The 22,089-nt window shown below is 49.4% G+C and carries 21 protein-coding genes; 10 read left to right on the forward strand and 11 right to left on the reverse strand.

Annotated features, from left to right (window positions below):
* Positions 1-3 precede the first annotated feature (3 nt).
* A complete protein-coding gene (locus tag DW915_RS06770; RefSeq protein ID WP_022461936.1) occupies positions 4-1,071 on the reverse strand; it encodes an undecaprenyldiphospho-muramoylpentapeptide beta-N-acetylglucosaminyltransferase in 1,068 nt (355 codons plus the stop codon).
* Between the two features lie 110 nt (positions 1,072-1,181).
* On the opposite strand from DW915_RS06770, the gene DW915_RS06775 reads away from it, so the two are divergent.
* The 3 genes from DW915_RS06775 (at position 1,182) to DW915_RS06785 (ending at position 4,948) form a co-directional block, all read left to right on the forward strand.
* Positions 1,182-2,108 (forward strand): DUF4367 domain-containing protein, encoded by a 927-nt coding sequence (locus DW915_RS06775; protein WP_158581034.1) that lies wholly within the window; start codon positions 1,182-1,184, stop codon positions 2,106-2,108.
* Positions 2,109-2,166: 58 nt separating this feature from the next.
* Positions 2,167-2,664, forward strand: coding sequence for a DUF6147 family protein (locus tag DW915_RS06780; RefSeq protein WP_118741832.1), 498 nt, complete (start codon positions 2,167-2,169; stop codon positions 2,662-2,664).
* A 661-nt stretch (positions 2,665-3,325) separates the two neighbouring features.
* On the forward strand, positions 3,326-4,948 hold the full coding sequence (locus tag DW915_RS06785) for an MBL fold metallo-hydrolase RNA specificity domain-containing protein (RefSeq protein ID WP_022461365.1): 1,623 nt from the start codon (positions 3,326-3,328) through the stop codon (positions 4,946-4,948).
* 184 nt (positions 4,949-5,132) lie between these two features.
* On the opposite strand, the gene DW915_RS06790 is transcribed toward DW915_RS06785, so the two are convergent.
* Positions 5,133-5,375, reverse strand: a complete 243-nt coding sequence (locus DW915_RS06790; protein WP_118741833.1) for a TIGR03905 family TSCPD domain-containing protein — start codon at positions 5,373-5,375, stop codon at positions 5,133-5,135.
* Positions 5,376-5,679: 304 nt separating this feature from the next.
* Here DW915_RS06790 and DW915_RS06795 point away from each other — a divergent pair, with 304 nt between their 5' ends.
* The 3 genes from DW915_RS06795 to DW915_RS06805 all read left to right on the forward strand — a co-directional run bounded on the left by DW915_RS06795 (position 5,680) and on the right by DW915_RS06805 (position 8,791).
* Complete coding sequence (locus DW915_RS06795; RefSeq protein WP_022461363.1) at positions 5,680-6,378, forward strand: 5'-methylthioadenosine/adenosylhomocysteine nucleosidase; 699 nt, start codon at positions 5,680-5,682, stop codon at positions 6,376-6,378.
* 495 nt (positions 6,379-6,873) lie between these two features.
* On the forward strand, positions 6,874-7,659 hold the full coding sequence (locus tag DW915_RS06800; protein WP_118741834.1) for a hypothetical protein: 786 nt from the start codon (positions 6,874-6,876) through the stop codon (positions 7,657-7,659).
* 175 nt (positions 7,660-7,834) lie between these two features.
* Entirely contained in the window at positions 7,835-8,791 is a 957-nt protein-coding gene (locus DW915_RS06805) for a D-2-hydroxyacid dehydrogenase (RefSeq protein WP_022461361.1), read from the forward strand.
* A gap of 147 nt (positions 8,792-8,938) precedes the next feature.
* On the opposite strand, the gene DW915_RS06810 is transcribed toward DW915_RS06805, so the two are convergent.
* Together DW915_RS06810 and DW915_RS06815 are read right to left on the reverse strand one after the other, a co-directional pair.
* The gene (locus DW915_RS06810; RefSeq protein ID WP_055219147.1) at positions 8,939-9,202 is read right to left on the reverse strand and encodes a hypothetical protein; all 264 of its coding nucleotides are present in this window, start codon (positions 9,200-9,202) and stop codon (positions 8,939-8,941) included.
* 54 nt (positions 9,203-9,256) lie between these two features.
* Complete coding sequence (locus tag DW915_RS06815) at positions 9,257-10,132, reverse strand: AraC family transcriptional regulator (protein WP_118741835.1); 876 nt, start codon at positions 10,130-10,132, stop codon at positions 9,257-9,259.
* A 204-nt stretch (positions 10,133-10,336) separates the two neighbouring features.
* Here DW915_RS06815 and DW915_RS06820 point away from each other — a divergent pair, with 204 nt between their 5' ends.
* The 4 genes from DW915_RS06820 to DW915_RS06835 all read left to right on the forward strand — a co-directional run bounded on the left by DW915_RS06820 (position 10,337) and on the right by DW915_RS06835 (position 12,494).
* Complete coding sequence (locus DW915_RS06820; RefSeq protein ID WP_055265555.1) at positions 10,337-10,975, forward strand: bifunctional 4-hydroxy-2-oxoglutarate aldolase/2-dehydro-3-deoxy-phosphogluconate aldolase; 639 nt, start codon at positions 10,337-10,339, stop codon at positions 10,973-10,975.
* Positions 10,972-11,523 (forward strand): glycoside hydrolase family 3 N-terminal domain-containing protein, encoded by a 552-nt coding sequence (locus DW915_RS06825; protein ID WP_243033801.1) that lies wholly within the window; start codon positions 10,972-10,974, stop codon positions 11,521-11,523. The genes DW915_RS06820 and DW915_RS06825 overlap by 4 nt, the downstream gene beginning before the upstream one ends.
* 81 nt (positions 11,524-11,604) lie before the next feature.
* The gene (locus DW915_RS06830; RefSeq protein WP_022461406.1) at positions 11,605-11,862 is read left to right on the forward strand and encodes a hypothetical protein; all 258 of its coding nucleotides are present in this window, start codon (positions 11,605-11,607) and stop codon (positions 11,860-11,862) included.
* A gap of 26 nt (positions 11,863-11,888) precedes the next feature.
* A complete protein-coding gene (locus tag DW915_RS06835; protein ID WP_055219153.1) occupies positions 11,889-12,494 on the forward strand; it encodes an NUDIX hydrolase in 606 nt (201 codons plus the stop codon).
* A 109-nt stretch (positions 12,495-12,603) separates the two neighbouring features.
* Here the strand turns inward: DW915_RS06835 and DW915_RS06840 are convergent, their stop codons facing one another.
* The 7 genes from DW915_RS06840 to mgtE form a co-directional block, all read right to left on the reverse strand.
* Positions 12,604-14,424, reverse strand: coding sequence for an ABC transporter ATP-binding protein (locus tag DW915_RS06840; RefSeq protein ID WP_118741836.1), 1,821 nt, complete (start codon positions 14,422-14,424; stop codon positions 12,604-12,606).
* Positions 14,424-16,226 (reverse strand): ABC transporter ATP-binding protein, encoded by a 1,803-nt coding sequence (locus tag DW915_RS06845; protein ID WP_055219157.1) that lies wholly within the window; start codon positions 16,224-16,226, stop codon positions 14,424-14,426. The genes DW915_RS06840 and DW915_RS06845 overlap by 1 nt, the downstream gene beginning before the upstream one ends.
* A gap of 184 nt (positions 16,227-16,410) precedes the next feature.
* The gene (locus DW915_RS06850) at positions 16,411-17,070 is read right to left on the reverse strand and encodes a sensor histidine kinase (protein WP_055219159.1); all 660 of its coding nucleotides are present in this window, start codon (positions 17,068-17,070) and stop codon (positions 16,411-16,413) included.
* 51 nt (positions 17,071-17,121) lie between these two features.
* On the reverse strand, positions 17,122-17,862 hold the full coding sequence (locus DW915_RS06855; RefSeq protein WP_055219161.1) for a LytR/AlgR family response regulator transcription factor: 741 nt from the start codon (positions 17,860-17,862) through the stop codon (positions 17,122-17,124).
* A gap of 1 nt (position 17,863) precedes the next feature.
* Complete coding sequence (locus DW915_RS06860) at positions 17,864-18,769, reverse strand: alpha/beta hydrolase (RefSeq protein WP_022461400.1); 906 nt, start codon at positions 18,767-18,769, stop codon at positions 17,864-17,866.
* A 58-nt stretch (positions 18,770-18,827) separates the two neighbouring features.
* Positions 18,828-20,216, reverse strand: a complete 1,389-nt coding sequence (locus DW915_RS06865) for an alanine/glycine:cation symporter family protein (RefSeq protein ID WP_118741837.1) — start codon at positions 20,214-20,216, stop codon at positions 18,828-18,830.
* Positions 20,217-20,429: 213 nt separating this feature from the next.
* Positions 20,430-21,824: a magnesium transporter gene (mgtE, locus tag DW915_RS06870; protein WP_022461398.1), complete on the reverse strand. Its 1,395-nt coding sequence runs from the start codon at positions 21,822-21,824 to the stop codon at positions 20,430-20,432.
* Between the last annotated feature and the right edge of the window lie 265 nt (positions 21,825-22,089).

Genomic DNA, 22,089 nt, shown 5'->3' on the forward strand with positions numbered 1-22,089 from the left:
TTACTATTTGCGTTCGCATTCCTGGATCAGGGAAAGGATGCGGCCGATGGAATCGGTGTGGCTGCTCTTCTTCATCGCATTGATATAGGTCTGACGGTTTTCGTAAACCTCACGGATTGCGGACTGAAGGGTCTGCGCATTCACGGATTCTTCTTCCAGAACTTTACTGTAACCCTGACGCTCAAAGGAACGCGCATTTAAAATCTGGTCTCCGCGGCTGGCATTGGCAGAAAGCGGAATCAGAATGTTTGGTTTTGCCAGAGCACTGATTTCGCAGATCGCATTTGCGCCGGCGCGGGAGATGATCAGATCTGCTGCGGCGAAGAGATCCGGGAGCTCATCTTTGATGTACTCGAACTGAACGTAACCTTCGGTACCATTTAAGGATGCATCCAGTTTATCTTTACCGCAGAGATGAATCACCTGGAAATCTTTCAGAAGTTCTGGTAAAATAGAACGGACCGCATTATTGACAGCGACGGAACCGAGGCTTCCTCCGATGACGAGAATAACCGGTTTTGCGGCATTGAATCCGCAGAACTTCAGGCCTTCCCGTGCATCGCCGGACAGCAGTTCCTGGCGGATTGGCGTTCCGGTCAGAACGGCTTTGTTTTCCGGGAGACATTTAACGGTTTCCGGGAAATTACAGCAGACCTTTGCAGCGGACGGAATACACAGCTTATTTGCCAGGCCAGGCGTCATATCCGATTCATGGATGAGCGCCGGGACTTTACATGCTTTGGCGGCAAGGACAACCGGTACCGAAACGAAGCCGCCTTTGGAGAAGACAACGTTTGGTTTCAGCTTTTTGAGCAGTTTTTTTGCTTCAAAGTAGCCTTTTACGACGCGGAATGGATCGGAAAAGTTTTTCGGATCGAAGTAGCGGCGCAGCTTTCCGGATGAAATTCCGTAATACGGAATGCCGAGATCTTCGATCAGCTTGCGCTCCATACCGTCGTAGGAACCGATATAAGAGATTTTATAACCTGCTTCCTTTAATTTTGGAATCAGGGCAATATTCGGGGTAACATGGCCGGCGGTACCTCCGCCTGTCAGAACAATATGCTTCATGAGAATTCCTCCCTGGAATTTGATAATATCATTTGGCTTTTATTATCCCCTCAAGAAGAAAAAAAGTCAAGAGCGGTTACAACATGGAAAATGCCGAGGAACGGAAGAAGATGAAAAAGATAGAAAAAGAAGAACAGCTGAAAAAGAAACTGGAGCAGACGATAGAAGAAAAAATGGCTGCGGATTCGAAAACGGTGGAAGGGGAATCGGCAGTTGTAAAGGCAGAGGAAGGAAACACAGCAACAGAACAGGAGGCTGCGCCTGCGCTCTCAGAGGAAGAACTGAACGCAATGTACGAGCGCTTCCAGCAGCGCCTCCAGAAGGAAGGACTCGCGGACGCGGAAGGGAATCCGACAGAAAAAACACTGGAGATCCGCCGTCAGATCGTGGAGAAAAAGGTGGAACGCGAGAAGCAGGCGAAGAGACAGAAACAGATTGCGAAGAGAGTGAAAACAACAAAACACTGGGTACAGACGGCAAAGGCGGCTGGTGTTGTGTTGGTTGTGGGAGCGTGCGTTTTTGGAGCCAGTATGACGAGCGAGGCAAATCGGATTCGGTTGGTGGAGACGATTAGTGGGGTTCGGAATACTGGTGATGTGGCGAAGATGAATAATGGTGAAGATAGAGAACCGTCAGGTGGAAGTATTGATGAAGCGGCGCGAAAAATAGAGGATACTTTGCATATTGCAGTTCCGGAATTTTATTACATTCCGAATGGAATGAAATATAATAAGTTTATGATGTTTGAAGAAACACAAATGGCTGTGATTAAATATGAGTATAATGGATATTCGATATATTTCCATTTGGCAGCCAATGAAAAAGATTTATCTCAAGGGAATTGGAAAGATAGACAACAGATAAAAGTTGAAACATTAGATGAAGAGATTAATGTTGAAATGGGAAAATTATTAGAAAATAATGAAGAATATTATTATGCAACGTGGAAATACAAGGATGCGTATTATCAGCTCGGAGGGAATATTGAAAAAGAGGAAATAATAAAAATATTGAATGAAATGCAGTATAATATGTAATTTTCTACGAATATGCACGTATATAGTATAAGTGATGAAGACGAGAGAAAGAGGGTATATGAAAAGACGTATTAGTTTAAAAAGTATGTTTCTTTGTGCTATAATGATTTTTACAATGACATTTAATATGGTAAATGTGCAGGCGGAATCGTTAGATTATTTAGGAAGTATTATAGATGGATCTGTATTAACAAATGATAATGAAGCATTAGGAACATATAAAAGTATTGCTAGAAGTACGTATTTGTTGGAAGGATTTGTAAGAATCACAAATAATGGAAATGGATACGTTGGTATAACTGGTGGAACCGAATGTAATGTTAGTTGCAATACTGTAAAATTAAATGTCTATTTAGAGCGTTCAAGTGGTGATGGTAATTTTTATAGCTATAAAAAATGGGGGAATGTAGATTACAATACAGATTGTTTGTATTTTAGCACACAAATAAAGGTAGAAAAAGGATATTACTATCGTTTAAGAGGATATCATTCTTGTACGAAAAACGGTGTTACTGAAAATGGTGGAAGCGTAACAGATGGCATCTATATCGGCTAAAGAAGAATGTTAAGGATTTTATAAAAATTCAAACTAAAACGGATAATAATTATAATTTATGTAAACACAAGAGAGTAGGTGTAAACAAACGGAAACAGTTTTTAACCCAGTAATTTACACACTCCCTCATCCCCTTTCGGGGCCAGTCCCCTATAGAAACCTTATAACAATGAATATATTAAGACGAAAACGCAGATCTTTCAGGATTTTCAACGCGTCGAAATTCCTTTTTCCAACCACAACACAGATCTGAGTCATCATGTGTTACTATGTTCAGCGTGTGAGTGATCATACGGAACATCGGCTGGCCCCGATAAGTGAGGCATCGGTATTACTGCAGGAATACCGGTGCCTCTTTTCTGTACGCTTCTACAAGCCGATGCCCATAACTGAACAAAAATATCAAGATTGTTGTGCAATCTGCTTTAAAATTCCGTTGGAATCCGCCAGATATTATGCTATAATAATCAAAAAAGAGAGAATAAGCATAAAATACAAAAGAAATTTCAGACTATTTTCGCGGACAACGCGTCAAAGACCATGCTGGCATGAGAACTTGACGACTGCTGGCCGCGATAACGGGCCAAACGCATAACGCGTGTTTTGACCCGTAGTGACAACATTTTGTCCCCGAACAAAACGGGAGAACAGGAGGCATCTTATGCGTCTTACATTTCTTGGAGCAACACATGAAGTGACGGGCAGTTGTTATTATCTGGAGGCTGCCGGAAAGAAGTTTTTAGTGGACTGCGGTATGGAGCAGGGACCGAATATTTATGAAAACAAGCCGATTCCGGTCCCGGCATCCCAGCTTGATTTTGTATTGATCACGCACGCGCACATCGATCACACCGGAAATCTGCCGCTGCTGTATGCGCACGGCTTCCGTGGCCCAATCTATATGACTCCGGCGACGGTAGCGCTTTCGGACATCATGCTCCGCGACAGCGCACACATTCAGCTTGCCGAGGCCGAGTGGCGGAACCGCAAGAACCGCCGGGCGGGAAAAGAAGATTACGTTACGCCATATACGATGGAGGACGCCCTCGGCGTGATCCGTCTGCTGGAAGGCATTCCGTATCATCAGCGTGTGACACTATCGGACGGCATCCAGATCCGTTTCCTCGATGCCGGTCATCTGCTCGGCTCCGCATCCATTGAGCTGTGGCTGACAGAGGACGGTGTGACGAAAAAACTGCTCTTCTCCGGCGATATCGGAAATATCCATCAGCCGCTGATCAACGACCCGGAGTACCCGGAGAGCGCTGATTACGTGATTATGGAATCCACCTACGGTGACCGGAGCCACGGTCCGAAACCGGATTATGTACCGGAGCTGGCAAAAATCATTCAGGAAACGCTCGACCGCGGCGGCAACCTCGTGATCCCGTCGTTTGCTGTTGGAAGAACGCAGGAGATGCTGTACTTTATTCGTGAAATTAAGGCAGAACATCTGGTTCACGGCCACGGCGAATTCCCGGTTTACGTGGACAGTCCGCTTGCCGTTGAGGCAACCAATATTTTCCGCGATCATCAGAAAGAGTGCTACGATTCCGATGCAGCTGCGCTCCTTGCGCAGGGCATTAATCCGATTCTGTTTCCGGGCTTAAAGCTCTCGATTACATCCGATGAGTCGAAAGCCATCAACTTCAACGAAACCCCGAAGGTCATCATATCCGCGAGCGGCATGTGCGATGCAGGACGAATCAAGCATCATCTGAAGCACAACCTCTGGCGGCAGGAGAGTACGGTTCTCTTCGTCGGCTATCAGGCCGTCGGTACACTGGGACGGGCGCTGATCGGAGGCGCGAAGGAAGTGAAACTGTTCCAGGAAGAGGTTCATGTGAACGCGCACATCATCCAGTTCCCGGGCATGAGCGGCCACGCAGATCAGGAAGGACTGCTCAAATGGGCGGGCAGTCTGCAGGCAAAACCGGACCGCGTTTTCGTAACGCACGGCGAAGATAAAGTGACGGAAATTTTTGCAGAAAAACTGTGGGACGAATTCCGCTACCCGGCGATGGCTCCGTTCTCCGGCACGGTATTTGACCTGAAAGAAAATGAATTCATCGAAAAAACCGTCGGCATTCCGATCCAGAAGGAAACAACGGCAAACGCTGGAACACTGCGCACGAGAAGTAGCGGAAATGCCGTCTTCGATCGTCTCGTTGCGGCTGGTCAGCGGCTGCTCACCGTCATTACAAGAAACAAAGGCGGTGCTAACAAAGACCTTTCGAAATTTGCCGATCAGATCAACAGTCTCTGCGACAAATGGGACAGATAAAGCAGTCCGGTGGCTGGAAGAAAGACTGTGCTATTAATATAGAAGAAAAACCGGAAGAAAGCAGGCGGCAGGGAAGCTGTGCTGCATCAGAAAAGAAAAAACAGAAGTGGATAAATTACAAACTCCCCGGGGTGAGCATTCCCCGGGGAGGTATTATAATAAAAAAGAGCAAGCGTAAAAAAAGTTATTTCTGGATAGCCTGTTCCAGTGCTTTTGCAAGCTGGTCTGGACATGATGTTCCGCGTCCGTTGCAGTCGATGCCTTTCATGCGGGAGATGGCTTCGTTTACGTCCATGCCCTCAACGAGTCTTGCAACACCCTGTGTGTTTCCGTTGCATCCGCCTACGAACTGTACGTTGTGTACTTTACCGTTTTCTACCTCAAACAGAATTTTTCTGGAACAGGTACCTTTTGTTGTATATTCCATCGATAAGATCCTCCTTTGTGAATAAAAAATTAGAACATTATCGTGAACTTCAGCCACGATAATTCTTCGGTTCCTGCTATTATACCATAGATTACGAAAACAGCAAAGAAAAAAGATACCACAGATCCAAAATTTATTGTATACTGTAACAGGAATTACAAAGAAACCAGAAGGAAAAGAAAATGGACTCCCGGAGTTTTCCGTTCTTACTTTAGCGGCTGACCGCTGACAAAAATGATTTCATAAAAGCAAGAACAGAAAGAATCGGAGAGTACATGTAAAGTTATTGGAGGATATCATAAACATGAAGTTAATTGGAATTATCGGTGCAATGGAAGTTGAAGTTGCAAGCTTAAAGGAAATGATGACGGATGTTACAATCCGCACGAAAGCATCCATGGAGTTCAACCACGGTTACCTGAACGGAAAAGAAGTGGTTGTTGTGCGCAGCGGAATCGGTAAAGTAAATGCCGGTATCTGCACCCAGATTCTTGTAGATGATTACGGCGTGGACTGTGTCATCAACACCGGAATTGCAGGCTCCCTGCGGAATGAAATTAACATCGGCGATATCGTCATCTCGACCGATGCTGTTCAGCACGACATGGATGTGCGCATCTTCGGATACCCGCTCGGCGAGATTCCGCAGATGGGCGTTTTGAGCTTCCCGGCAGACGAGCACCTCGCAGAGGTGGCAGAGGAAGTCTGCAAGGAAGTCAATCCGGAAATCCAGGTATTCCGCGGACGCGTGGTCAGCGGTGACCAGTTTATTTCCAGCAAAGAAGTGAAAAACCATCTGATCGAGGAATTCAACGGTTCCTGCGCCGAGATGGAGGGCGCTGCGATTGCGCAGGGCGCTTATCTGAACAAGATTCCATACGTCGTACTCCGCGCCATCTCCGACAAAGCAGACGACAGCGCAACAATGGACTACCCGACCTTTGAGAGCGAGGCAGCCCGCCACTGTGTCAACCTGCTACAGGAAATGGTAAAACGCCTGTAATCTAAAAAAAGCAAGAAGAAAAAATCGACAAACGAGTAGGTGAAAACCAGCGAAACCACGCGAACCGGCACGAAAGCAGTCCCCTGAAAGAACGAAAAATAAAAATTCACGCGAAAAAGCACAGAATCACAAAGAATTTGACGAACGTTTTTTGTTTCCAAATTTTTCCGGCAGTGCTATACTGTGGCACATCGGAACAAGAAGATGCTCACTACGGATTGCTCAGCAGTAAAACACTTGCTGTTTTGCTGCGTAAGAAAGTGATTCAGGTGTGAACAGCCCTCCTTTTGCGAAGCAAAATTTTCAATGAGGGCTGCGAATGTTACAGTTCCCAGGTACCTGGGAACTGTAACACGTCTCCACTGCCGATATGCCAGCGGAAGAATCCTGTGCGCGCAAATTCTGCCGCGGCATCCGCCGATGCACCGCAACGGAACGGGAGCACCGGCATATGATCATGACAGGCAAATTCAAAAATCGTCAGGGGGAATAAGAATGCTGGAGTTTTGTGTGAAACAAAATGTGTTCTTATACGCAATGATAGCAGCAGGAATCGCCGGTGTGTGGTGCCTGTTCTGGAATAACCGTTTCTACACCCGGGCCATCCGCGATCTCGGAAGGCTGAAGGAACCAAAGTCGAAATGGACCAGGTCGGTGCTGGAAACGTGTCAGAGAAAAGCGCATCCCTTTTCGAATGCCGGGGCGTTTATGCGCAGTCAGATTGCACAGGGCAGGTCAGCGGGAATGGCAGTCCCGACGCTTCTGCGCGGAAGCCAGAATATGATCCTCACGGTTCTGGCGCTGTCGATTCTTTCGCTGTGGGCGATCTACCGATACCGTTATGGAGAGGCGGAGCTGATGCGCTACCTCGGAACGGGAATCGCGCTCGCCGGAGGCCTTGTCTTTTTCCGGCTCTGTCTGGATTTCGGCGGAAAAGAGGAAATTCTGCTGAACGGCTGGACAGACTATCTGGAAAATGAGTTTGCAGCGACGAAACAGAGTGTGGTGCTGGAAACCGTACAGCAGACCGAACGGCAGCCGGTGCAGGCGGAAACCATGGCACAGGCAGGAACCGGAGCGGCGAAAGCAAAACCGCAGACTGCGGGAAGCGAGTCCGCCAAAGAGCGGAATGAACTGTTCGCAGACCCGGAAAAAGAAGCGAGGATTTCGAAAGTCAGGGAGGGCATCCGCCAGACCGCCGCGGCCGAGAGCAGGTTTGCCGGAATGTTGACGCCCGAGGAAGAGAAGCTGATGAGGGAAATTATCAGCGAATACGTGTAAATACCAGGGGATCAGGCCGGGGAGCATGGCATATCGACATGACCATATTTCCGAATCGGCAGTCCGCAGGTATCTAAGATAAAAATATTTCAGGCAGTGCCGTCTTTCAAAACAGACAGGCGGCACTGCTTTCCCGGATAAAGCAGAATCATCATCTGCAAAAGGAGGAACCAACATGAGACTTGTAATTCTTGAGGCAGAGTCACTGGGAAAGGACATGGATCTGTCCGGCTTTTCCCGTTTTGGAGAAGTGACAGTATATGAAAAAACAACGGAGGAGGAATGCCCGGAGCGTGTGCGGGAGGCGGATATCGTCATCTGCAACAAGGTGCGCATGTGCAGCCGCACCCTGTCCGGCGCGGAGAACCTGAAACTGATCTGCGTCACCGCAACCGGCATCAACAACATCGATCTCGATTATGTGAAGCGCCACAACATCGCCGTGACGAACGTCGCCGGCTATTCCACCGTCAGCGTGGCCCAGCACACCTTTGCGATGTACTTCTATCTGGCAGAAAAACTCCGTTATTACGATGATTACGTAAAAAACGGCAGCTACGCCGCCAGCAGTCTTTTCACCTGCATGGACAGACCGTTCACCGAGCTGGAGGGCAAGACGTGGGGCATCATCGGCCTTGGCGCGATCGGCAGAAAAGTGGCTTCGATTGCACAGGCATTCGGTTGCCGTGTGATCTATTACTCCACCTCCGGTGCACACGACGATCCGGACTACGAGCGGGTCGATCTCTATCGTCTGCTGAAGGATTCTGATGTGGTTTCCATCCACGCCCCGTTAAATGAGGCGACCGAGAACCTGATGAATATCGAAACGTTTGCCAACATGAAGCGGAACGCAATTCTGATCAACGTCGGCCGCGGCTCGATCGTGAATGAGCGTGACCTCTGCTGTGCCCTGCGAGAGGGCCTGATCGCCGGAGCAGCGCTCGATGTACTTTCCAGCGAGCCGATCCGCAGTGACAGTCCGTTGCTGAAAATGGCGGACGACGACCGCCTGTACATCACGCCGCACATCGCCTGGGCATCGAAGGAAGCCCGCACGCGCCTGATCGGACTGGTGCAGAAAAATATTGCTTCGTACCTGGAAGGCGGCATGGAAAACCGCGTGGTATAAAAGGGATACAAATCCAGGGACAAAATACATAAAAAGAGCCGGACATCCGACGGAACCGCAGAGGGGACTGTAAGAACAGCCGCTCCCAAGTTCCGCCGGATGCCCGGCTTTTGCATTTGCTTTATTCGCTGCAAAAACGAGAGAACATTATTCCTCTGTAATCTGAATTTCCAGATAATCAAACTCCAGAGATTCAATAAAATTATCCTGTGTGAACCGCGTTTTCGATCTCCGTTTAAACTCCGAAATATTCGTATCGAGCCAGATCGGCTTCGCCAGATTCCAGGCATCACAGATTTCATCGAGCGCACGGAAGACCTTGTGCGTTCTGGTATCCTCATCGTCGATGCAGACGGTAAGATCCTGAAGAATATGATTGTTTTCCACTAATTTTCCCCACATCTGAAACATATTAAAAATCCTCCTGAAAAGTACAAAGTAAACAGTGCATTTGGAACGACCGTGTTAATCGCTGGTAACGGTATGCAGTTCTTTAAAATCCTTCGGCGAGATCCCGTACTCTTTTTTAAACGCGCGGTAAAAACTCGAATAGTCGTGAAATCCGAACAGCAGATACACCTTCGTGACCGGTACATCGCCGAGCAGCGCTTCACGGCACCTTGCCAGCCGCTTTTTGGAAATGTACTGGTGGATCGACATGCCGATTTCATCCTTGAAAACGTGTGCAATGTGATATTTGCTCACAAAAAGTTCCGCCGCCAGCCGTTCGAGCGACAGATCCTCGGACAGGTGCTCATCAATATAGAAACAGAGCTGTTCATACAGCGAGAGCTGTGCTTTCCGGGTGAGCGGGTGATGCTGCTCATACACCGTTCGGTTGATCTGCATCAGCAGGTCGCTGACGTAGAGAAAAATCTGCGTCTCTTTTCCAAAATGATCGGACCGCATTTCCTCAATCAGTCGGATGGTGCGGTACTGAATCGTGTTGAACTCGACGGAATCGAGCGGGAACAGATATTTCTGATTTTCGGCAGCGTATTCCATCAGGTAAACGTAGTCGGCGGAACGGGCGCGGAGCTGCTCTGCAAAAGAGGCGCTGACCCAGAACACAAAGCGGCGGTACGGCACAGACAGGTCGTGCATCACCAGATGATGCGGCACGCCGGGCGGAATCAGAAGAAGATCGCCGGGCGTCGGTGTGTAGAGCACTCCGTTGATTTCCAGTGAGATCGCCCCTTCGAGAAAGAGATAGAACTCATAATGGGTATGCGTATGTTCTTTTACGCCGGGCACATCGACGGTGCTGTAATAGTATAACTCAAACGTATCCGAAATCATGTACTGCCGGGTGGCAAATTTCGTCTGCAGTTTTTCTTTCATAATAAAAGCATCCTTGCAAAAAAATGATATTTTTGAACCATAACAACAATTCCCAGCATATCACAAAACAGCAAGTTTTACAATGTATTCGACAATCCGCACAATAGAAAAAAACAACTTGTCCGGTTATGATACAAGGGAATAAAATAAAAACAGAATGCAGAATAAATTTCAGATAAAGATCAAAACGGAGGAACAGCTATCATGAATCAGATTCTCGAACAGCTTGGAACATATGGCATTGTGCCGGTTGTCGTTTTACAGGATGCAGCAAAAGCAGAGCCGCTTGCCGAAGCTCTCTGCAAGGGCGGACTTGCCTGCGCCGAAGTGACCTTCCGCACTGATGCGGCAGAAGAATCCATCCGCATTATGAGCGAAAAATTCCCGGAGATGCTGGTGGGAGCCGGAACTGTGCTCACAACCGAGCAGGCGGACCGCGCCGTGAAAGCCGGAGCAAAATTTATCGTCAGCCCGGGCCTCAACCCGGAGGTAGTAAAATGGTGCCAGGCACACGAAGTACCAGTGATCCCGGGCATCGTGACCCCGACTGAGATGGAGCAGGCGATCGGTCTTGGGCTCACCATGGTGAAATTCTTCCCGGCAGAACCGGCAGGCGGACTGAAATACATCCGTGCCATCGCAGCACCGTACACCATGATGAAATTCATGCCGACCGGCGGCATCAACCCGCAGAATGTAAGAGAATACCTGGCATACGACCGCATCGCAGCATGCGGCGGAAGCTGGATGGTAAAAAATACGATGATTGAAAACAACGAATTCGACCGCATCGAAGAGCTGGTGAAAGAGGCGGTTGAGATCGTAAAGGAAAGCCGGACGTGACGACATCCTTCCCGCAGCCGATCGGCATGAGTGCCTCGTGGGATCCAGAGCTGATAAAACAGGCTGGTGAAGTGACAGGAACCGAAGCGCGAGTCATCTGGCACCGTCATCCGGACTATGGCCTCAGCCGCTGGGCACCGACCGTTGACCTCGAGCGTGATCCGAGATGGGGAAGAAACGAGGAGGGCTACGGCGAGGACCCTGTGCTGGCCGGAAAAATGGCCGGCGCTTACATCGAGGGAATGCAGGGCGACGATCCAAAATATCTGCGCTGTGCATCAACCCTGAAACACTTCTATGGAAACAACACCGAGGTCGGCCGCGGCTGGAAGAACTCTTCGATTGACCCGCGGAATAAATATGAGCTGTATCTCGAGCCGTTCGGCAGATGTATTGAGGAGAGCGGCGCAGAGGGCATCATGACGGCGTACAACAGAATCAACGGCACCGTCGGCGGAATGGTCCGGGAAAACATGGAAATCTCGGAATCCGTCATCATGAAACAGGCGGACCAGAAGATGTATGAAAATAAAAAAAGTTCACGGTGAATCGCCGCAATGGATTGTCCCCGCGGGTCTTTTCGTGGTACAATGAAACATAACAGATAAAAAGAAAAACGAGGGCAGAACATGAACGAATTATATGAAATGATTGAAAAGAAAATCAAAGAATCCGGCTATCCGCGGCCGATTTCGGGAAGCGATGTTTACGATGACATCTGCGACCAGATCGAGGGAAAAGAGAACGGTTCCTATGTGGTATTATCGAAATTTGATGATGATGTGATTTTCGAGTACCACATCACGGTGATGGATGATGAATTCAACCTCGGCGTGCTGACGATGCGCACCCCGGAGGGCGTGTTTGAGGCTGATTTTGACCAGTAAAAGAGAAAAGAAAGAGGTTGTTACTTATGCCGAATGTTGAAAAAATCACAAAACAGACGGAAAATCCGTTCGTAAATCTTTACCTGGTGGAAGGGACAAACAAAGTAAACCATCACTTCCGCTATTACGTGGCTTCCCGCGCAAAATCCATCGAGCAGATGAAGATTAAAACAAGGAAAAATACGCCGGACGGCGTGCTGATGTACAGTCTGTACGGGGAAAAACGCGACAAAATTGTCCTGGTGCGCCAGTACCGCGTTTCCATTGATGACTACATCTACGAATTCCCGGCAGGCCTGGTGGAACCGGGCGAGGAGTTCCATGAGGCTGCCGTGCGCGAGATGCATGAGGAGACCGGTCTTACGTTTCACCCGTTGAAAGTAGATCCCTGCTACGAGAAACCGTTCTTCACCACAATCGGCCTGACCGATGAAGCATGCTCTGCCGTTTACGGCTGGTGCGAGGGCGAGATCAGCCGCAAATACCTCGAAGAGAGCGAAGTGATCGAAGTTGTCCTTGCTGACCGCGAGGAGGCAAAGAGAATCTTAAAGGAAGAAAATGTAGCAATTATGTGTTCTTATCATCTGATGCATTTTATTCATGATGAGGAGCCGTTTGCATTCCTGAAATAAGTGGAGGGGAGCCAGAAAAACACAACCCCTGGAAGTTCTTAGCACGAACTGCCAGGGGTTGTGTTTTTCTGACTCCCATTTACGTTGTGGGGGACGGGAGGGTGAGGACTCAGGTGTAGTATTGGGCCTGGGTTTCGTAAAGATTGGCGTAGATGCCGTGGTTTGCGAGGAGGGTGTCGTGGGTTCCGTCTTCGGCGATGCGGCCGTGGTCGAGGACGATGATGCGGTCGCAGAATTTGCAGCTGCTCATGCGGTGGGAGATGTAGACAGCGGTTTTGCCGGCGGTCATCTGGCTGAACTGTTCGTAGATTTCAGCCTCAGCGATCGGGTCGAGGGCTGCGGTCGGCTCGTCGAGGATGACGAACGGGGCATCCTTGTAGAGGGCGCGGGCGATGGCGGTGCGCTGGGCCTCGCCGCCGGAAAGGTCGACACCGGAGCCGTTGTTGTTGTAAAGGCGGGTGCGGACGCCCTGCGGGAGTTGCTGTACACGGTCGGTGAGACCGACTTTTGCAAGAGAGGATTGCAAAGCAGCTTCATCAATCTCGGTTCCGGCGGCGATGTTTTCGTCGAGCGGGAGGGAAAACAGGTGGAAATCCTGGAAAACGACGGAGAATGCCTGCGTGTACTCTTTGTAGCTATATTTGCGGATGTCAATGCCATTCAGGGTGATGTAACCTGAAGTTGGCTCATACAGGCGGCAGAGCAGCTTGATGAGTGTTGTCTTTCCGGCTCCGTTACGGCCAACGAGGGCGGTTTTTTCGCCGACGGCAAAGGACAGTGTCACATGTTCGAGTACCGGAATATTCGCACCGGGATAAGAGAATGAGACATCGTGGAATGCAAATTCGTACTGGCCGTCGTCGCGTTTCTCAATCGGCAGTGTACCGTCGTAGGCCATAGACGGCTGCGCAATGAAATCCTCATAGGTCGAGAGATAGGAATTGATATAGTCGAACTCCGATCCGGTTGCGAGAAATGTCTGAAGATCACTCATGGCGCGTGTCACGGAACCGGCATACAGAAGAACATCCCCAATGGGGAGAACGCCGTACAGAGCCCTGGCGCCGATCACAAGGTACGCAGCGAAATTGGAAAGGAGCGAAAGCAGCGCGTTTTTTCCGTCTGTGATGGCGGAGAAGCGGGCGAAGTCGAGGTACATCGGCAGAAAGTGTTCCATGGCTTTTCCAAACTGTACGTCGAGAAAATGATCGAGATGACCGATGCGGATATCGTCCGCGCGCCGTTCTTCAAGCATCACATTAACGAGATAATTGGCAACCGAGTTGGAATGGTCGTTGCCCTGGTTCAGCTCTATCTTTTTCTGCGTACTCCTGCGGTTGATGCGGGAGGAAAGTGCAAGCTGCACACCACAGAGCAGGAGCAGTGCAAGCATCGAAAACGACGAGGTGAAAAAGTTATTCCTGCTGCTGTCGGACAGAAGAAACAGACGGAGCAGGAAAAACAGGGCATAGAGAACCGAGAGCAGGGAAGTGATCAGCGTATGAATGACAATGAGCTGGTCACCCACATTTCCCGATCCCATGGAGGAGACGTTGGTGCGCCGGATGGCATCCATCGTCTCTGTTTTTTCGAATTTCTCAAACTCCAGCTCCAGCGCCTTTGCGGTGATTTTCTGTTCCGTGCGTGCAAGACAGAGTTCTTTTTGGCCGTCGAGATACTGACGGCAGATTTTTTCAAACAATCCCAGCCCATACTGCGTAAGCAGAAAGACGACAACAGTATACAGACAGGCGCGGTACGACTTTGCAAGCAGTAAATTCAAAATTCGCGCCGAGAAAAACAAGGAGAGATACGGCAGCGTTGCAGCTGCAAAAGCGCTTCCGAGAAGCCAGAACAGCACGCGGTGATTGCCCTGGCTCACCATAGTTAAAAAGCGGCAGATGGCATGAAACCGTTCTTTCATTTTCATCAGATATCTTCCTCCGTTTCCTGATAATACTGGCTCTGCACCTCAAACATATGCGCATACGATCCGCCAAGGGCAATCAGCTCATCGTGGGTTCCGCATTCTTTGATCTTTCCGTTTTCGAGAAACAGGATCGTATCGCAGAAGCGTGTCGATGCAAGACGGTGCGAGATGAAAAGCGCAGTCTTATTTTTCAGCAGTGTGCTGTAGGTTTCGTACATTTTATTTTCCGAGATTGCATCGAGCGCAGCCGTCGGCTCATCGAGCAGGAGCAGATGGCAATTTTTATAGAGTGCCCGCGCCATCATCAGTTTTTGCATTTCACCGCCGGAAAGCGTAATGCCGTCGTCCGCCATATCCTTGCCAAGATAGGTTTCTTCTTTCTGCGGCAGACTTGCAATTTTTTCCCAGAGTCCGGCGCGGATGAGTGCTTCTCGGCAACGGTTACGATCGGTCTCTTCCAGTGGGGAGCAGCTCACATTTTCTGCAATCGAAAACGAGAGTGCAAACGGGTCCTGAAAGACCGCCGCGATTGCTTTGTAATACTGTGCCGGATTCAGACTGCCAAGGGGAATGCCGTTGATGGTGATATTCCCTTCCGTTGGCTGATATAGCCCGCAGATCAGCTTGACAATGGTGGATTTTCCGGCGCCGTTGATGCCGACAAGTGCCGTATGCTCGCCCGCATGGAGTGTAAAACTGACATCATCGAGGATCCTTTTATCGCCGCCCGGATGGGAAAACGAGACGTGGGAAAAGCAGATTTCCAGCGGTTTTTCTTCCGCAAGTTCCGGCCGGAACGGCAGCGTGTGGCCTGCAGGGAACGGGAGATCGAAGAATTCCCGCAGCCAGCGGATCTGCTCGAGACAGAGCACGGATTTGGAGAGCGCGGCGGTGATCTCGTTAAAATATGAAGAAAAACCGGAGACGGCACCGAGCGCAAGCACAAAGCCGGATACGGTCATCGTGCCGTGGGATAGACGGTAAATCAGAAAGCCATAGCAGATTCCGTCGCGCAGAAGCTGTAGTGTAAGTGTCAGCAGATCATTTGCAAAGTAGGCGCTGCGGATGCGGAACAGAATTTTCTGATACCGCTTGTTGAGCTGGCGATAAACACCATCGAGCCATCCGTTCAGCTGATACAGACGGATATCCTTTCCGGCGGATGTGTTGTACGACTGTTTCTGGAAATAGCGCTGCGATACTTCAATTTCAGACAGATCGTCTCTGCGACGGACTTCGTAAGAAGCCGCGCGGCGGTAGCTGAGAAACTGCAGAACCGAGAGCACAAGCAGCAGAAGAATGATAGCCGGATGGACGGTTCCGATCAGTCCTGCGTAGAGAATCAGCCCAAGAAACGAAGAATAAATTGTGACATCGTATCGGAACATGCCTTCCACGCCGACCCAGTTGCTGCAGGTGGCTCCGACGGCTTTTTCGGCGAGCTGCAGCGTTTTTGGTTCTGTCAGAACCGCATAATCTATCTGCATGAAATGACAGAGAAGGCGGCGCGTAAAAAAGCCGGTCCGGAATTCGGTATACTGCCAGGCGTTCCGCGATTGCAGAAAGGTGTGGCTGACAAAAACAACGGCATAGCAAAGAAAGAGAACGAGCGTTCCAAGTGCAAATCCGGAAAAGCCGCTGCTCTGTTCCAGAAACAGGAGAATCCCGGCAGGAAGCAGAATCCCGAAAAAGCCGGTGAGCACCTGTGAGACGATTTCGAGTGCCTGAAAGAGAAACGGCTTTTTGCTGTAATGCCACAGCTCCCGATGAATATAAATGTAGTTAGACCATAATGAATACATAAAGACCTCCTCTGTCACATGTCTTTCGTGAACTGTAGTTATCCTACCATATTCATGCAAAACACGGGGGAAAAGTACGTAAATGGAACAAAAAAGAACGCGAACAGCAAAAAAAGTGTTCACGTTCTGCAAAATTTTTCTGTAGAATCATCGGACAAAATCAAAAAATTCTGGAAAGAGCTTTTTACAGCGGCAGCATAATCTCCGTCACGAAAACGCCGGGCTCGTTCTGCCGGTTGATATATCCTTCGTACTTTTCCACAACAAGATTGATCCGTTTCAGCCCATGCCCGTGATTTCCGCGCTTCGTGGTGATATACTCGCTGTCCAGCTTCCGCACAGTATCCTTTGTTGCATTCGTAACGGAAATATACAGCTGGTTTTTCAGCACACCAATATAAAGCCGGATATAGGGATCCGCAAGGCCCTCGCATGCTTCCACCGCATTGTCAATCAGATTTCCGATCAGCGCGCAGAGATCAATATCACTCACCGTAAGATTGGCCGGGCAGGCTGCCTTGTAATCCACGCGGATGCCGTTCTTTTCGGCGAGTGAAATTTTGGAATTTAAAATCGCATCGAGATTCACATTCCCCGAGTCGCAGAGCTGGTTGACCTGATCGAGATCATTTTCGAGCAGCCCGAGATATTCCTGCAGCTTATCATACTGTCCCATCTCAACATATGCCTTCATTGACTGCAGATGATTGTGGTAATCATGGCGCCAGCCGCGCATTGTCAGATAGATATTCTGCACTTCCTCGACCTGGCGGGCGAGAAGCTGGTTCTGGTATTCGATATTTTTGCGTTCCAGATAGTGGGATAAAAAAGGAATGTGCGCCATGAAACATCACCTCGGTTCGTTCGGAATTGGAAATTAAAAAATGCAAAACCTTTAAAACGCATTCGGCCGGTAAAACTGCAGGAACGCATGGTTGAGTGATGCATAGCATCCGCGGCTGACCGGAATTTTTGTTCCGTCCGACAAGAGACATTCCGTCCGCGTGATCCGCTCCACATGAGCGAGATTCACAAGATAACTCCGGTGTGCGGCCGCAAAACATTCCCCCGTCTCACCAGAAGCCTGCCATGCGGCAGAAAGTTCTTCGCGGAACTCCGACAGATTTTTCTTAAAAGTTTCCATTCCGGCGGCTGTATGCAGCGTCAGATAATGATTATCGGATTCCACAAAAAGCAGGTCGGAGAGAAACAGCTTCTGCGTCTCCCCGCCAAGTGAAAGCAGCAGATGCGGCTTTTCCTGTCCGCGCATCGCCTGCAGCTCCTCGAGCAGCGGAAACAGTGTATCCTCTGTCACCGGCTTTAAGAGATACCGGAACGCCTGCACCTCATATCCTTCGAAAACATATTCTTTATGATTCGTCAGAAAGAGAATCGGCACCTCACTGTCCGTTTCACGGATTTTCCGCGCCAGCGCCATGCCGTCCATTCCGCCGAGATCAATATCGAGAAAGATGAGATCAAACGGATACGAGCCGGGATACTGGAACAGAAAAGCGGCGGAGTCTGAAAAGGCTTCCACGGTCAGAGGAAGCCTTTTTCGCTCCGCAAAGGTGCGGAGCAGCAGTTCCATCCGGGAACGCTGCGCCGGTTCATCTTCGCAGTAAGCAATTCTCATGTTATTCACCCAAACATTTTTTGAAGAAGTTATCGTAAACGGTAATCATTTCCTCGGTCCAGAATGCGGCACCGCCGTGGTCTGCGCCGCGAAGAAGATACAGCTGTACATCTTTTCCGGCATCCTTTAATGCGTGGTAGAGATCGACACTCTGCTGGCAGAACACCATCGTGTCCTTGGTGCCGTGTGCGATCAGCATCGGCGGGAAATCCTCGTTCACGTATGTTTTGGAGCAGGCTGCCTTAGCCTCCTCAAGATGCTCGGTAATGTCATAGCCCATCAGCATGCCCTCCGGGCTGTCTGGTTTCTGATGGTTCAGCGTTATCGGATAGCCGTACGGCAGTGTCACATCAACAGCTCCGTACAGATCGATAATACCGCATACCTCGCAGCTTTCCTCATTGATCGGCTCGTCAAGTTTTCCGCTCTTTGCGGTCATGCCGGCAACGGAAGAAACCTGTCCGCCGGAAGAATCTCCCATCAGGAACATCTGCGATGGATTCAGCTTGTATTCCTCCGCATGCGCACGCAGAAAACGTACCGCATTTTTTGCGTCGATGATCTGCGCTGGGAAATGTGCGATTCCGCTGTGACGGTATTCGACGATTGCAACAACGTAGCCGCGCTGCGCCAGACGGGCGATCATGCCGACCTTCTGGTAGACATACTGTTTCATCCAGGCGGATCCCTGAATAAATGTGATGCACGGCCAGGTGCGCTCCGGGTGCGCCATCTGGAATGGTGTGAAAATTTCCAGATGAAGATTGTGTGCCTCGTCGTAGACAACTTCATGGGCATAGCGGATCTCAATTTCCTCTCCGGTCACCGGAATCTCCACAGCACCGTCCACTGCGTCCTCGTAGTCCGGCATTGTCTCATACGTATAATTTGATGGTTCAATAATCATGTGTAAAAACCTCCTTTTTGGTAAACCCCTTCTGTCAGAAACAATAAGTATGGATGACTTATGATTTCTTCGACTCCTCATATGATTTTAACTCGGAAAGCGCCTCACCTGCAAGTGGATACAGCGCAATAATGTTGAAAATCGTCATCAGCCCGATGCCGACATCACCGAGATCCCACACAAACGTGTAGGCCGCAATACCGCCGATAAACAGCATCACAAGCGCCAGCACCTTGTAAGCGGTCTGGAAGCACCATTTGTCGCCGAACAGGTAGGCAACGTTGCATCTGGCATAAAACAAAATGCCGAGGAACGTGGAAAAGCTGAACAAAAACAGCGTAAGTGCGATGAAAATCACACCGAATTTTCCCAGATGATACTGCATGGCGGTCTGTAAGAGATCCATGCCGGAAAGGCCATCAATCAGATCCTTTGGTGCAAGCAGCATAATCATTGCGGTGCAGCTGCAGATGACGATTGTGTCAACAAAAACGCCGAGCGCCTGTACAAGGCCTGCTTTGGCCGGGCGGTCACATTCTGCGGCGGCAGCGGCGCATGGGGCGGAGCCGGAACCGGCTTCATTCGAAAACAGACCACGTTTTACACCGTTCATCAGAACAGCACCAAAACCGCCGGCTGCCATCTGACGAAGCCCGAAGGCTTCCTCAAAAATGCGCGCAAACACAGAAGGAATCTGACGGAAGTTGACTGCGATGATAAACAGTGTGATAAAGAAATAGCAGACCGCCATGACAGGAACTACAAAATCCAGCACCTTTACGGTTGCATTTTTCCGCAGTACGATGATTGCAGAAAGAATCACCAGCATGATACTGGTGTAAAGCGGCGGAATGGAAAATGCATTTTTAAAAGAAGAAGCCACGGAATTGCTGATTACCTGACTGATGCCGCACCAGCAGATCAGACCGGCAATGGCAAACAGAACAGCCGGCAGAACGTATCGTTTTTTCTTCTTGAGGCGGTCTTCAACCAGATCGTGAATGTAGTAGGCAGGACCGCCGCGGTAGCCGCCGTACAGAGGATCTTCTTCTTTGTGAAGCTGTGCGAGCGTAGCTTCGATAAACGCGGTAGACGAGCCGATGATAGCCGTCACCCACATCCAGAACACAGCACCTGCGCCTCCGGCGGAGACTGCAGCGACAACGCCGACCAGATTTCCCATACCGACACGTGTTGCGGTGGAAACGATCAGTGTCTGAAAAGAAGAAAGGCTGCTTTTTTCATTTTTCTTTTCTGACAGGGCACGGATCATGTCCGGGAACAGACGGATGGGAAGAAAACGTGTCCGGATCGTAAAATAGATGCCGGTTGGGATCAGCAGAAGAATCAGAAGGGAGATTCCGAGACTGCCGCCGCCTGGGAGCGGAATCGTAAAAAGATCGCCCCAGAGAAAGTTGTAGACTGTGGTGATGAGATTGACAATCATGTTTTCAAAAACCCTCATTTCAAAATATTTTCGGCGCTGTGAAACGTCAAAGCATAAAAGCACCGTTACCTGTTATTATATCGGTTTCTGTTTGGAATGTAAAGAAGGGAAGAGAAAAGATAAGAGGCAAATATCAGCTTTTTCCGAAACCAGAAAAAGTTGATATCTGCCTCTTAAAAGGGCATCTTTTGTTTTACGGTACAGATTACGCGGTCAGCCTGCGAGATGCAGCATCTCGATCAGGAACAGCCAGCTCAGGCCATAGAATGTAACGACAGCGACAAGGTCGTTGACCGTTGTGATCAGCGGGCCGGAAGCAACCGCCGGATCGATGTGGATCTTTTTAAAGAACAGCGGAATGCAGGTGCCGACTGCACTGGAAATCAGCATTGCCAGAAGCAGTGCGATGCCGATGCAGGCGGAAACGGAAAATGCGAACATCATGGTCTTTCCCTTGAATAAGAAGATGAAAAGTCCGATGACAGCAAAGGACAGAACACCAAGCAGAAGACCATTGCAGAAACCGATGCGCATTTCCTTGAAAACAAGCTGTAATTTCTGTTTTCCGGTCAGTGACTCATCCATCAGGACACGGATGGTAACAGCCAGGGACTGGGTACCAACGTTTCCGGCCATGTCAAGGATCAGGGACTGGAAGGTCATGATGATCGGAAGGGTTGTGACAACCTGTTCGAAAATACCGACTACAGAAGAAACCAGCATGCCAAGACCGAGCAGGATGATCAGCCATGGAAGACGTTTTTTCATACTGTCTTTTAACGGCTCTTTTAAATCCTCCTCTGCGGTCAGACCTGCGAACATCGCGTAGTCCTCACCCATCTCATCATCAACCAGGTCGATGATGTTTGATGATGTGATGACACCGAGCAGGCGGTTGTCATTGTCGAGGACCGGAATAGAATCCTCGGAATAATCCTTCAGTTCTTCGATACACTCGTTGATCGGCTCCTCTGCATATACGTATGGGTAAGAAGTTACGGTCAGATCCTCGAGCGTCTCGTCGCGTCTTGCGATGATCAGGTTTTTCAGATCGATCGCTCCGTAAAATTTCTGCTGCGCATTGACAACAAAGATGGTAGAGATGTTGTCGTTCTTTGCGGCCTGATCGATCAGGCTGCTCATCGCCTGTTTGACATTCAGATCCTCGCGGATGATGATGCAGTTTGTCGTCATGCGGCTGCCGATTTCATCTTCATCGAAGGAGGCGATCATCTCAATATCGTGGCGTACTTCCGGATCGAGCAGTTCGATCAGAAGTTTTTTCTTTGCTTTGTCGAGTTTCTGCAGAACCTCGGCCAGTGCATCGGTCTCCATTTTGGAGAGGATGGAAGCGGCTTTTTTGACATCCATCTCTTCGAGGTACTCGGCTACGTTGTCGGATTCAGCATACTCAAAAATATCGGACAGCATGTCCGTGTCCAGAATGCGGTATAGTTTGCATCGCTCCGGAACCGTTAAAAGCGGCAGAACATCTGCCAGGTCATTTTCGTGGTAATCTTCCAGGCGGCTGCCCATGACAGCCGGAGAAGAGTTACTGCGGATTGTATCCAGGATCTCCTGGGTATAATCCTGTACTCGTTTTTCCATTTTTTCGTTATCCTCCATTCTTTTTTTGACAGCAGAAAAAAACATGCGTGCTGTCGGTGCGAAAAAGCATGTTGGAACCCTCACAGGGCAGTAAAAGCACACGAAAAAAGAACCAGAGAATTACGTTTCAAAACTGGTTTGGATCATGTGTCTTACTTCGGGTTTTCATAGGATAAGAAGGGAAAATATTTAAGATTAAAGCAGGACAGAAGGATGGCCGTCATCCTGCATATTTTCCGGTTCCCGTCCTATGCTGGTACTTCGC

The organism is Blautia sp. AM42-2 (assembly GCF_003480245.1).
In the GTDB taxonomy this organism is placed as follows: domain Bacteria; phylum Bacillota; class Clostridia; order Lachnospirales; family Lachnospiraceae; genus Fusicatenibacter; species Fusicatenibacter saccharivorans.